10 protein-coding genes are annotated in these 12265 nt (G+C 36.3%); 8 read left to right on the top strand and 2 right to left on the bottom strand.

Features of this window, described 5'->3' with window-relative positions; all coding sequences use genetic code 11:
* Positions 1 to 4: 4 nt before the first annotated feature.
* The 6 genes from ACQ33O_RS06400 to ACQ33O_RS06425 all read left to right on the top strand — a co-directional run bounded on the left by ACQ33O_RS06400 (position 5) and on the right by ACQ33O_RS06425 (position 9270).
* Positions 5 to 1489 carry a RagB/SusD family nutrient uptake outer membrane protein gene (locus tag ACQ33O_RS06400; RefSeq protein WP_430994735.1) on the top strand — a complete coding sequence of 495 codons (1485 nt, stop codon included), beginning with the start codon at positions 5 to 7 and terminating at the stop codon, positions 1487 to 1489.
* A gap of 18 nt (positions 1490 to 1507) precedes the next feature.
* The gene (locus tag ACQ33O_RS06405; RefSeq protein WP_430994736.1) at positions 1508 to 2422 is read left to right on the top strand and encodes a substrate import-associated zinc metallohydrolase lipoprotein; all 915 of its coding nucleotides are present in this window, start codon (positions 1508 to 1510) and stop codon (positions 2420 to 2422) included.
* A 60-nt stretch (positions 2423 to 2482) separates the two neighbouring features.
* Positions 2483 to 3802: a DUF4302 domain-containing protein gene (locus tag ACQ33O_RS06410; RefSeq protein ID WP_430994737.1), complete on the top strand. Its 1320-nt coding sequence runs from the start codon at positions 2483 to 2485 to the stop codon at positions 3800 to 3802.
* Positions 3803 to 4052: 250 nt separating this feature from the next.
* Positions 4053 to 7172, top strand: coding sequence for a SusC/RagA family TonB-linked outer membrane protein (locus ACQ33O_RS06415; protein ID WP_430994738.1), 3120 nt, complete (start codon positions 4053 to 4055; stop codon positions 7170 to 7172).
* An 18-nt stretch (positions 7173 to 7190) separates the two neighbouring features.
* Entirely contained in the window at positions 7191 to 8852 is a 1662-nt protein-coding gene (locus ACQ33O_RS06420; protein ID WP_430994739.1) for a RagB/SusD family nutrient uptake outer membrane protein, read from the top strand.
* Positions 8853 to 8955: 103 nt separating this feature from the next.
* Positions 8956 to 9270, top strand: a complete 315-nt coding sequence (locus ACQ33O_RS06425) for a DUF3467 domain-containing protein (protein ID WP_430994740.1) — start codon at positions 8956 to 8958, stop codon at positions 9268 to 9270.
* 72 nt (positions 9271 to 9342) lie between these two features.
* On the opposite strand, the gene ACQ33O_RS06430 is transcribed toward ACQ33O_RS06425, so the two are convergent.
* Both ACQ33O_RS06430 and radC read right to left on the bottom strand, forming a co-directional pair.
* Positions 9343 to 9738 carry a four helix bundle protein gene (locus ACQ33O_RS06430; RefSeq protein WP_430994741.1) on the bottom strand — a complete coding sequence of 132 codons (396 nt, stop codon included), beginning with the start codon at positions 9736 to 9738 and terminating at the stop codon, positions 9343 to 9345.
* Between the two features lie 47 nt (positions 9739 to 9785).
* On the bottom strand, positions 9786 to 10487 hold the full coding sequence (gene radC / locus ACQ33O_RS06435; protein WP_430994742.1) for a RadC family protein: 702 nt from the start codon (positions 10485 to 10487) through the stop codon (positions 9786 to 9788).
* Between the two features lie 75 nt (positions 10488 to 10562).
* Here radC and ACQ33O_RS06440 point away from each other — a divergent pair, with 75 nt between their 5' ends.
* A complete protein-coding gene (locus ACQ33O_RS06440) occupies positions 10563 to 11516 on the top strand; it encodes a ribose-phosphate pyrophosphokinase (RefSeq protein WP_430994743.1) in 954 nt (317 codons plus the stop codon).
* An 82-nt stretch (positions 11517 to 11598) separates the two neighbouring features.
* Positions 11599 to 12216 carry a 50S ribosomal protein L25 gene (locus ACQ33O_RS06445; protein WP_430994744.1) on the top strand — a complete coding sequence of 206 codons (618 nt, stop codon included), beginning with the start codon at positions 11599 to 11601 and terminating at the stop codon, positions 12214 to 12216.
* Positions 12217 to 12265: the final 49 nt, after the last annotated feature.

Here is a 12265-nt window from a genome sequence, read left to right on the forward strand (position 1 = left end):
TAGAATGATGAAAAAAATAATTATTATATCCGGCGTATTTGCTGTTTTACTGTCGTCTGCAGGGTGTAAAAAATTCTTGGATCAGGAGCCAGATAACAGAGCAAAACTTAATTCGCCTGCAAAGGTGTCACAACTGCTGGCTTCTGCATATCCACAGATCAATTATCAGGCTATGGCAGAATTATCTTCCGATAATGTTGGAGATAATGTAACCAATGGTATTGATGTTCCAAGCTGGAATACACTGATCAGCGATTACTATTTTTACAGAGATAACACCGGAGTTGATGAAGATGGCCCCGAAAGTTATTGGTTTGGTTGTTATAAAGCCATTGCTGCTGCTAATCTGGCTTTAGAAACAATTGCTTCAGTACCTGACCCACAAAATTATCAGGCACAAAAAGGAGAGGCGTTGGTTGCAAGAGCGTACGCACACTTTATGCTTGTAAATTTCTTTTCAAAATTTTATGATGAAAGTACAGCAAGCTCGGATAAAGGAATACCTTATGTTACCGAATCTGAAACTGTTTCAATAAAAAAATATCAACGTAAAACTGTAAAGTATGTGTATGATATGGTAGAAAAGGATTTGTTGGAAGGATTGCCTTTGATAAAAGATGAAACTTATTCAGTTCCAAAATATCATTTTACAAAGTCTTCAGCTGCGGCATTTGCATCTCGTTTTTATTTATACAAACAAGATTATGAAAATGTGATCAAATATGCGAAAGCCGCATTACCCGAAAACTCTTACGCTACCAATTTAAGACCATGGAATACGATCTATACCAATCTTCCTTTAAACGGGAATGGAAGTTTGAGTGCTATTTATTCTAAAGCAACAGAGAATGCTAATTTGTTGTTGGTAGAAACAAATACATGGTGGCTTAATCTTGCTGCTTTTGGTAAATACGGACTAACAGGTGAGTTAGGGGCTTATTTCACTGGTGATGCTCCTGTAGCCGGCGGACCATGGAGTTACAGATTGAGTTATTTTATGGAAGGTCATAATGTTATTCCTAAAACAGATCAGAATTTCGTTGAAACATCATTGGGTAGTGGTATTGGTAATGGATGGCAAATGGTGCCTTTGTTTACTGCAGAAGAAGTACTGTTTAATTTAGCAGAAGCATATGTTTACACAGATCAGAATTCAAAAGCGATCAGTCTTTTAAATACATATTTAACTACACGTATAGATGGATATGATCCTGCATTAGACGTTATTGATGAAACAAAAGTTAAAGATTATTATGGAGTAACAGATGCTTCGGAAGGCCTGATCTATACAATTCTTGATTACCGTCAATCTGAATTTGTGCATGAAGGTATGCGTTGGTTTGATATACTTAGATACGGCATTGAAGTGACACATGCAAACATAGATGGATCAGATGAAATTACACTTACAGTAGATCATCCGCACAGAGTATTTCAAATTCCTGCCACAGCAAGAGCTCAGGCAGGCCTCGAAGCAAACAGAAGATAATTTTAAAAAAAGTTGAAGATGAAAATATTAAAAACATCGATTTATTTTTTAGCACTGGCATTGTTGATCACTTCCTGCAGAAAGGAAGATGCGTTGGGTGACGTTAGTAATATCCCAGGCTTAGGTGGCGATACCTGGACACCTACCGCTATTGATCAGTGGATAAAAGATAATTATGTAACACCACATAATATCGACATAAAATATAAATGGAACCAGTTTACGGTTAATCAGATAGAGAAAAATGTAGTGCCGCCAAAAGAAGAAAAAGTAGTACCGGTTATGGCCGCAGTTCTTAATATATGGGCTAAACCCTACATTGAACAAATAGGGTTGATACCGTTCAACCAAATGGCTCCGAAATATTTTGTGTTGGCAGGAAGCTCTGCAGCGAATCCCGATGGAAGCGCTACTGTAGGTGTTGCAGGTGGAGGTAAACAAATAAGTTTATTTCAATTGAATTATTTTAAAAATAAATCTACACCGGGTTATGTGCCGGCAGATACTTCTTTGCAGAAAGATCTTTTCTTAACAGTGCATCATGAGTTCAGTCACATTTTTGATCAGTTGAAAAGAAGACCCGCTGATTTTGATAAGATCACCCAAAGCGGTTATTCAAGCGATTGGATAAATATAACAGATGATGAAGCAAGACAAAATGGTTTTATCACTGCTTATGCATCAAGCGTATCAACAGAAGATTTTGCTGAAATGATTTCATTTATGATGGTATATGGCAAATCAGGCTGGGATAAACTGGTAGCAGGCATTGGCACCGATTTTCTTGGAACATTTTATCCAAATGAAGAAGCTCAGTCTTTATTACATGCAAAGGAAGCAGCTATCGTAAATTATTTCGATAAATCTTGGGGTATAGATTTTTATAGCCTTCAATCAAAAGTGAGAGCGGCTGTTGAAAATGAGTTCTATTAATAATAAAATGTTACAAATCGATCTTTCATGATCGGTTGAATAATTTATAAAAAAGTAAACATGAAGAAGTTTTTATTGTTTTTTCTAACCATCACAGTTTTGTTGTCTTCTTGTAAAAAAGAAGATGATTATATTTTTGATCAATCTCCTGATGAGAGGATCAATGCATCAATAGCAAAGTATAATGCATTGTTGACAGGAGCCGCAAACGGATGGAAAGCATACATCACTGTCGATAACGGTGAAGGAGCTACTTATGCATTTTATTTCAGATTCAACAGCGACAATAGAGTAAAAATGGTATCGGACTTCGACACTACATCAGCTGTTACTTTACAAGAAAGTAGTTTCAGGATCAGACAACAACAACAACCCACATTAATTTTCGATACCTACTCTTATGTTCATGTATTGGCAGATCCGAATGAGGCGAATGCAGGTGTGGTTGCCAATGTGAATGGTGGTGCAGTTGGGCAAGGTTTATTATCTGATTTTGAATTTATTTTCGACAGAGATAGCATTTCTGCCGATACATTAAAAATGGTCGGTAAAGTAAACGGTGCAAAACTTACGTTGATACGTGCAACCGAACCCGAAGCAACTATTTTTGAAAACGGACAATGGGATCTTGTTTCAAAATATTTCGATTACATACTTACTTACTACAGAAGATTGATTATTGATGGAACATCTTACGATGTTAGATTTGATTCTCACAATCATGATATCAGTTTCGGATATCTTGATGGAGCAGGCGATTATCAGATAGCTACTACAAAATATTATAATACAACATCAGGCTTAACATTGACTGAGCCTTTCGTAAATGGATCAACTAATATTACTTCATTAAGCGTAGACAACTGGAACCCTGCAACAAATATTATTACAGTACGTTCAGGCGCTGCAACCGGAACAGTAGGAGAAACTATCTTGCCTTTAAAAGTAAATATACCTGCTGCCGCCGCATGGTTGAAATATGCATCAGACAACTTTGGTTATTGGGCCAGTGTTGACGGGTTTCATGTAAACGGTGTAGATGATGCATATAATATCAATTCAATAGCAGACTATTACTTTTTAGCCTATTTCCCTTCAGATTATTTTGGAACAACAACAGATGTATTCTGTCCGGTATTTTTCGATGGCTCAGGTCTATATCTTGATTATTATTCAAACATGTCCTATAGTTTCGACGCTGCAGGTATTGGTAAATTCAGGTTAAGAAGCTCTTCCGGTTTCCCTGCTAACGGTCCTGCAAGATTGACCAGAAATTTATTGGTACAAACACAAGGGTTCTATTTTGTACCTACAAGCGAAACTACTTACGATATGGTAAGTGCAAAGGATGGTAAAGCATGGTTAACTTGGTTCTTCTAAATAGAATATTTTTCAAACTTCAAAAAATAAACAGCATTGCTTGAATTTTTTGTAAGAATCCGTTTGTTTTATTAGTATTTGTTTTGACCGAATTAATTTTTTTTAGAACTTATTCTGAACATAAAGGTGTATTTGTTACACACTTTATCTTTCAATGCAGCATATAGTATAAAACATTTGTCAAAGTATATTGTTCTTTTGTTAAATATTTCTTATTTTTAATTCACTATTGATAACATAAAACTAAGCTATGAGAAAAATTACAGCAGTTTTGGCCGTGCTACTCTTCAGCACACTATCTGTCTTTTCCCAACAAAAAATTTCCGGGAAGGTTACAGATGCAAACGGAGCTCCGGTAGCGGGGATATCCGTTAAAATAAAAGGAACCAATATTGGTACAAGTACCGATAATAATGGTTCTTTTTCGTTAGAGGGAAAAAACGATGCAACCCTAGAATTTACAGGAATCGGTTTTGAGGCAAAATCAGTGAAAGCTTCCGATGCTATGGCTGTTAGCTTAGCGAAAGACACAAGAAGCATGAGCGAAGTAGTTGTAACCGGGGTAGGTTCTGCTACAAGTAAAAGGAAGATTGCCATTGATGTAGCAACACTCTCTTCAAAAGATGTTTCTAAGAGCGTTGTAGGTAATGTTGAACAAGCGTTGGTAGGTAAAATTGCCGGAGCAAACGTTCAATTCCTGAGCGGTACACCAGGCGCAGATCCTACAATACTTTTAAGGGGTCTAAATACCTTAAGTTATTCTCCACCATTAATTATGCTTGACGGTATTGAAATCTCAAGCCTGAATGGTTTGGATCTTGCATCAGTTGACAGGGTGGAAGTTGTAAAAGGTGCAGCAGGTGGTATGTTGTACGGTGCTCAAGGTGCTCAGGGTGTTATTCAGATATTTACCAAGAAAGGGGGTAAAAATAAAAAAATGGAGATCAATGTGCTTTCTCAAGTGAGTTCAGGACAAATTATTTCTGATAAAGAAATTATCGCAAAACACCACTCTTTTGAAACAGATGCAGATGGATATATCACTCAAGGCGGTATAAGAATTGAACCAGATGAAACAGGTTCTTGGCCTAAAGGAGACTTCTTAACTACCGGATCAGACCCTAACGTTAAGAATGATAAAAATTATAAAGAGAAGACTTATGATCATTTAAAACAAGCTTACAGAACAGCTTATACATTCAATAATTCAGTTAGTATTGCCGGTGGTGCTGATAAATCTGATTATGCCCTGACTGTATCTAACTATAATGAACAGAATGTAATGAATAATAAGTATAACAGAACTAACATTACTGCTAACTTAGGATTTGATCTAGCTAAAGGTTTGACAATACGAAATAGTTTACAAACTATATTCACCGATGAAAATCTTGCAAGTGGTGATCCCGATCCGAGCATTGGCGCTACTGGTACAGAACGTTTCGGTATTCTTACCTCTTTCCCTTTCATCGATTATTTAGCAAGAGATCCGAATGGTAAATTGGTAGTTAACCCACGTTCAGATGATCCGGGTACATTAAACCCATTATCTGAAAACGAATGGAGAGATAGATCATCAAAAACAACAAGAATTGTAGAAAATTTCAACGTTAACTACAAATTCCCTCGCTTTGTTGAGTTGGATTACAAATATGGTGTTGAATTTAAAAATGTTGATGATAAGAGTCATTATTTCAACCAAGAATCTTCTTTACAAGCAAATATTGGTTATTGGGGCCCAACCCTTAAAGGTGCTATAACAAATACATATGGCAACTACAAACGTCAAAACTCTTTGGCAAGTATTTTTATTAAAACAGATTTTGAAAAAGATTTTAACATAAAAGCTCCAATCAAAACAGTAACACAAGTTGCTTATGACTGGAGAAGACAAGATACAAGAGAGTATTTTGCAAAAGGTACTGGTCTTCCTTCTTATCCTCCTTATAACATTGCTTCAGCAACTACAAGTGCAGGAGATTTTTATGAAACTTTCATTACTTACGGTGCTTTATTTAACCAAAGTATTGATTACAAGGATATGTTAGGTATTTCCGGAGGTTTTAGATCTGACTTTTCTTCTAACTTTGGTTCTGGTCAAAAAGCTGCTACCTTCCCAAGAGGATCAATTTACTTCAGACCAACAGAAGCATGGAACTTAGGTAATGTTTTAGCAGAATGGAAATTAAGAGGTGCTTATGGTGAAGCGGGTATTCAACCGCTAGCATATAGTAACCAAAATACTTTGATCGTTGCCCAATTGGGTACCGCATCTACTCTAAGCACTAATTCAATCAGTGCAAATACAGCACTTCAGGTTGAAAGATCTAAAGAATTTGAAGTAGGTACAGATGTAATTTTCAAAACAAACTCTAAAAAAGCTTTCCAAAAAATAGCAGTTTCTTTCAGTTATTGGAACCGTAAAACAATCGGAGCATTACAATATCAAGAATTACCGTTGTCAACTGGTTTAGCTAAAAAATTAGATAACCTATCTGATATCGATTCAAAAGGTATTGATTTTACGATTGATGCAGATGTATTATCCACTCCTAAATTTACCTGGAACTTTGGCTACAGAATGGGTTCTACTAAGAGTGTAGCTACCAAAATTGCCGGTGGAGCAGATATTGTACAAGGTATATTCACTGTAAGACAAGGTCAACCTCTAGGTTTACTTAGCTTCCAGGCTCCTTTGAACAGCTTAGATCAATTAAGACCTGATGGTTCAAGATATATTGATGAAGCGGATAAAGGAAATTATGAAGTAGTAAATGGTACAGTTGTTGATAAGACTACTAAAAAAGCTATCATGGGTGATGCTGATGATGCAAAATCGGTAGGTACTACTTTACCTAAATTTAAAGCTTCATTTATAAACGATTTCACTATTAATCAAAACCTGAATGTATCATTCCAATGGGATTGGAGCTACGGTGGTAAGATCTACAATGTAACTCGTCAATGGTTATATCGTGATAGATTGTCTGCAGATTATGATGATCAAATTACGGTTAATGGAGAAACAGGAGCATTTCTTAACTACTACAATACATTGTACAATAGTGTATCTCCAAGTACTTGGTTTGTTGAAAATGCATCTTACTTAAGATTAAGAGATGTTTCAGTTTCTTACGACCTTAAAAATGCGTTAAATGTTAAATTCGCTAAAAGTCTTTCAGTATCTGTTTCAGGAAGAAATTTGGCAACTATTACCAAATACTCAGGTTTAGATGTTGAAGCAACTACCACTTCTGATGCACAAGGTAATGAAGCTCGTGATGGATACTCTGGTGCTATTAATGGAGCTGACTACTTTGCGGTACCAAATTTAAGATCATACCAAATCAGTTTAAGAGTTGGTTTTTAAAAAATTAAAATTTATATTATGAAAAAAATATTTTTAAGTTTATTAGCCCTCAATCTGTTGGTATTTAGTGCTTGTAAAAAAACATCACTAGACCAAAAAGATCCTAACAACCCTACTCCGGGAGGATCGTTATCCACCGAGGGTGGTTTAACAGCCTTTGGTGCCGGTCTATTGCAACGCTCAATATTTGATGTGCCTAATTCTGGTAACTCAAACATCTTTGCAATTTCCATGACAACTCATAATCTTTTGGGAGATGAAGGTTTTGTTCCTTACGGTAACTTTGGTTGGAGATGGATCAATCAGGTATACAAAGTAACATTACCTAACTCTACGGTTATCACTAACCCATTCGGTGTTACACAGCAAGAATCTATGCAGGGCTTTAATAACAGAGCTTCGGGTGATAGAAATGGATTCTTCTATGAGTGGACTGCTTGCTACTTGTTTATTAGCCAAGCTAATACAATGTTGGCCTCTGCAGAAACAGCTACTCTAACAGGTGATGCAGATGCAAAAAGAGCCACTTTTAAAGCATTTGCTTATTGGTGGAAAGGTTTGTGTTACTCACGTATTGGATCTATGTATTTGGCAGGTTTAATTTATGATGATGCCAACGTAAACAATAATTATGTTGATCACAATGCAATTATTGTAGAAGCAAACAGAAACTTTGATCTTTGTAAAGCAGAATTAGATAAACTTCCTGCTGATGGAGATGATACGTATGATGGATTGATGGAACAGTTGATATTAACTTTCAATGACAATCTGAATGTTGTATCTCCTGCAATGTGGAAACGTGCTATCAACACATACAAAGCTCGTAACCTGTTGGTAAATAAAAAAACTGCTGATATGACTTCTGCAGATTGGCAGGCAATTATTGATTTGGCTACTGATGGAATTAAAGCTACAGATAACATTTTCAAATTTGGTATGACTCCTGATGGAAACAACGACCTTTCTAACGGTTGGATGCACCCACAAGGTTTCAGTAGCCCATTTGTACAATATGAATTTGTAAGTGAAAGACTTGTTCAGGATTTTAAACCAGGTGATGCAAGATTTACCAAAGGTATCCTTGAGTTGCCTTATCCTCCTGCAGAAGATGCTACTTACGGGTTGAGTGCTTTTGCAAATATCAGGGATAGAGGTCTTCAGTTCGGTACACGTTGGGCATTTGTTCCTGTAGAAGATGGTGGTCTTTGGACAAGCGGCGCAACCAATGCAGGTGTTTCACCTTTTGGTTGTACCTACGAAGAAAATGCTTTAATGTTGGCTGAAGCTTATATCAATAAATCACAAATCGAGACAGGCCTAGGTTATATAGATGCTGTTAGAGATTTTCAAGCCTCAGGCTTGGCACATGTTGCTGGTACATCTCTTAACCTTACACAGGCTAAAGAAGAATTGCGCAAAGAAAGAAGAATTGGTCTTGCCACCCGTGGTACCGCATTCTTCGATGCAAGAAGATGGGGTGTAACTGCTCCTGCAACAAGTGGTGGTGGTAGAGCAGGTGCAATAGTTTATGTGCCAAAATCTGTAGCTGGTACCTCTGTTGATACTCCTCTTTCATGTTTTATGGAATATAATTATATGGATTATTGGGATGTACCTCAAAATGAGATAGATTTCAATCCACCTGCAGCAGGTTCTGCACCGGTTGCAAATCCATAATCTTGTTCATATTTTTTATAAAACTGCCGCTGAATCAGCGGCAGTTTTATTTTTACAACTACTTCCAACTTATTTTAATATTACCTTTGTAAAAAAAAATTACATGAGCAATAAAGTAGAACAACCCAATCAATTGAATATTGAAATTGACGAAAAAATTTCAGAAGGCGAATATGCTAACCTTGCAATCATCACTCATAGTCATGCAGAGTTTGTAGTAGATTTCGTGAACGTGATGCCCGGTACTCCTAAAAGCAAAGTAAAAAGTAGGATCATACTTACACCGTTTCATGCAAAACGTTTTATGAAGGCAATGATAGAAAATGTCAAAAAGTTTGAAGCATCAAACGGAACAATACAAGATATGGAGCAGGTTGAAATTCCGTTTACCTTTGGTGGACCCACTGCTCAGGCTTAGTATTCGTTAGTTCTTAGTTTTTAGTTCATAGTTAGGAGTAAAATGTGAGATGAGTTTTTATAGAGCAAACTTTTATTTTTCTTTAAATTTTTGCCCTCTGAAATCTGATTTCCTGAGATAGATAATTAAAGTGTTTATCATTTTACAAATCTCATCAATAATTTCGAATAATATTTTCAGAGTTTCTTTTGTGATATAATTTTTATCAAATGCTCTATAGAGTTGTGATTTACACTCTAATGCGGAAGCATTTGAATATGTTAGAAAATTTATAAACTCTTTATTACCCATTCTTCCAAAACCCTCTGCTATATTATCCATTACAGAGCCTGATGATCTGTTGATTTGATCAATCAAAGCAAAGTCTTTTGCAAATTTTCCGATAGAAGTCAATCCAAATATTTCCTTACAAAGCAATCTTGCTTTTTGCCAAACTTTCAAATCCTCAAAGCATTGTATTGATGCCATATATTTTACCCTTTAAATTATTTTAACTAAGAACTAAAAACTAAGAACTACAGGTTCCCATCATCCGCAAAACTGTAATACCCATCCTCACTAACAATAATGTGATCTATAACTTTTATGTCGATAAATTTTGCCGCTTCTTTTATTTTATGTGTAAGATCTTTATCAGCCTGACTTGGGAGTAAATTTCCTGAAGGATGATTGTGACAAAGTATGATTGAAGTAGCTGAATTATCTAAAGCTTTTTTTAATATTACTCTTGGATCAGCAACAGTTCCGGTAATACCGCCCTTGCTTAATATCTCAAAATGATTTATTCTATTTGCCTGATTTAAAAAGAGTACCGCAAATACTTCAAAACTGAAGTCTTTAATAATGGCTCGTAAGTATTCAGCAACATCATTACTTGTTTTAACGACTTTTTTTTCTAATGCCGCAGTTGCTTGTCTTCTTCTACCCAACTCTAATGCCGCCGTTATTATTATTGCCTTTGCTTCGCCGATGCCCTTGATCTTTTTCAGATCACCAATAGATAACCTGCCAAGTTCATTTAAGTTGTTTTGACCCAGTTGAAGGATCTCTCTGGCAAGCTCAACTGCCGATTTTTCCTTACTTCCATTATTGATAAGAATTGCAAGTAATTCGGCATTGCTCAATGTAGCTGCACCTTTTAACGATAATTTTTCTCTGGGTCTGTCATCTTCCGCCCAATTTTTTATCGAAGTGGATGCTTTGTTGAAATTTTCCATTATATATTTTTTATCCTCTGTTATTAAAGTTTAGTTTTGCAAAAGTTTCCACCACCATCATCAACAAAATTCAAAATGAACTACAACGCAAAAATTTTCTCAGGCACCGGCTCACAATATCTTGCACAGGCAATTGCTAAAAAATTCGGCGAACCGCTCGGTAAGGTTAATATTCAAAGGTTCAGTGATGGAGAAATTGGCGTTGAGTTTCAGGAAAGTATCCGAGGTCAGTTTGTTTTTTTGGTGCAAAGCACATTTGCCCCTACGGATAATCTGATGGAACTCCTTTTAATGATCGATGCAGCAAAAAGAGCATCGGCCTATAAAGTAATTGCCGTTATTCCATATTATGGTTATGCAAGACAAGATAGAAAAGACCGTCCAAGGGTTGCAATCGGCTCAAAATTAGTTGCTAATATGCTTACAGCCGCAGGAGCCGATAGGGTTGTAACAATGGATCTGCATGCTCCGCAAATACAAGGATATTTTGATATTCCTGTTGATCACCTAGATGCTTCGGCAATCTTTATTCCTTATATTGAAAGTTTGAACCTTGAAAACCTCACATTTGCTGCCCCGGACGTTGGTAGCGCTAACAGAATACGTGAAATAGCTACATATTTTGAATGTGAAATGGTAATATGTGATAAACATAGAAAAAGAGCCAATGAAATAGCCAGTATGGTTGTAATTGGTGATGTAACGGATAGAGATATTGTTTTGATAGATGATATATGTGATACAGGTGGCACACTAGCAAAGAGTGCCGGTTTATTGAGGGAGAAGGGAGCCAGAAGCGTAAGAGCGTTTTGCACACATCCTGTACTGAGTGGTAAGGCTTACGAGAATATTGATAGCAGTGTTTTAGAAGAATTGGTGGTTTGCGATACAATTCCTGTAAAACCACTCAGCAATAAAATAAGAGTTGTACCAACTGCTGAATTATTTGCTATTGCAATACGTAACGCATTGGAAAACAAGAGTATCAATAGCCTTTTCCTGAGAAGTAGGATTGCAAATAAAAAATAGTCCAACAAATTAAAAAACTTCCAACTAAGAACTAAAAACTCAGAACTTCTTTGTACCTTCGCCGCTCATAAAAAATTAAATAATGAAAACGATTACAATCGAAGGACAAATCAGGACCGATTTTGGCAAAGCAGCCACCCGCCAACTTCGCTCTGAGGAAAAAGTGCCAGCTGTAATTTACGGAGGTGCTACCGAAATCAATTTTGCTGCTCCTGCAACAGCTTTCAAAAATGTAGTGTACACGCCAGAATTTATGGTTGTTGAAGCTAAAATTGATGGTAAATCTTACAAATGCGTTTTGAAAGATTTGCAATTTGACAAAGTATCTGATAAATTGATACATGTTGACCTTTTAGAATTAGTTGACGATAAAAAAGTAACGGTTACATTACCGCTTAAATTTGTAGGTTCTCCTGCAGGTGTTAAAGCCGGGGGTAAACTGGTTACTAAAATCAAAAGTCTTAAAGTAAAATTATTACCAAAATATCTTCGTGAAAATATCGAAATGGATATTTCTTCATTGGAATTAAATGGTAATGTAAGAGTATCTGATGTTATTGCTGAAAATATGGAAATCATGAACTCTCCACGTATTCCTATTGCATCGGTTACTATGACGCGTCAGTTGAAGCAAGAAGAAGCTGCTGCTCCTAAAGCTGCTGCCGGTGCCGCTGCTCCAGCTGCTGCTGCAAAAAAATAATCTGAACAGATTAATATATTTGAATGCTCCCCAATATATTGGGGAGCAT

The sequence above is a fragment of the Ferruginibacter sp. SUN002 genome, assembly GCF_050611725.1.
Lineage (GTDB): Bacteria > Bacteroidota > Bacteroidia > Chitinophagales > Chitinophagaceae > Ferruginibacter.

Bases quoted from the DNA above. Each gene is read 5' to 3' on its own strand.
- ACQ33O_RS06400 (WP_430994735.1), top strand. From the start codon at position 5: ATGATGAAAAAAATAATTATTATATCCGGCGTATTTGCTGTTTTACTG.
- ACQ33O_RS06405 (WP_430994736.1), top strand. From the start codon at position 1,508: ATGAAAATATTAAAAACATCGATTTATTTTTTAGCACTGGCATTGTTG.
- ACQ33O_RS06410 (WP_430994737.1), top strand. From the start codon at position 2,483: ATGAAGAAGTTTTTATTGTTTTTTCTAACCATCACAGTTTTGTTGTCT.
- ACQ33O_RS06415 (WP_430994738.1), top strand. From the start codon at position 4,053: ATGAGAAAAATTACAGCAGTTTTGGCCGTGCTACTCTTCAGCACACTA.
- ACQ33O_RS06420 (WP_430994739.1), top strand. From the start codon at position 7,191: ATGAAAAAAATATTTTTAAGTTTATTAGCCCTCAATCTGTTGGTATTT.
- ACQ33O_RS06425 (WP_430994740.1), top strand. From the start codon at position 8,956: ATGAGCAATAAAGTAGAACAACCCAATCAATTGAATATTGAAATTGAC.
- ACQ33O_RS06430 (WP_430994741.1), bottom strand. From the start codon at position 9,738: ATGGCATCAATACAATGCTTTGAGGATTTGAAAGTTTGGCAAAAAGCA.
- radC (WP_430994742.1), bottom strand. From the start codon at position 10,487: ATGGAAAATTTCAACAAAGCATCCACTTCGATAAAAAATTGGGCGGAA.
- ACQ33O_RS06440 (WP_430994743.1), top strand. From the start codon at position 10,563: ATGAACTACAACGCAAAAATTTTCTCAGGCACCGGCTCACAATATCTT.
- ACQ33O_RS06445 (WP_430994744.1), top strand. From the start codon at position 11,599: ATGAAAACGATTACAATCGAAGGACAAATCAGGACCGATTTTGGCAAA.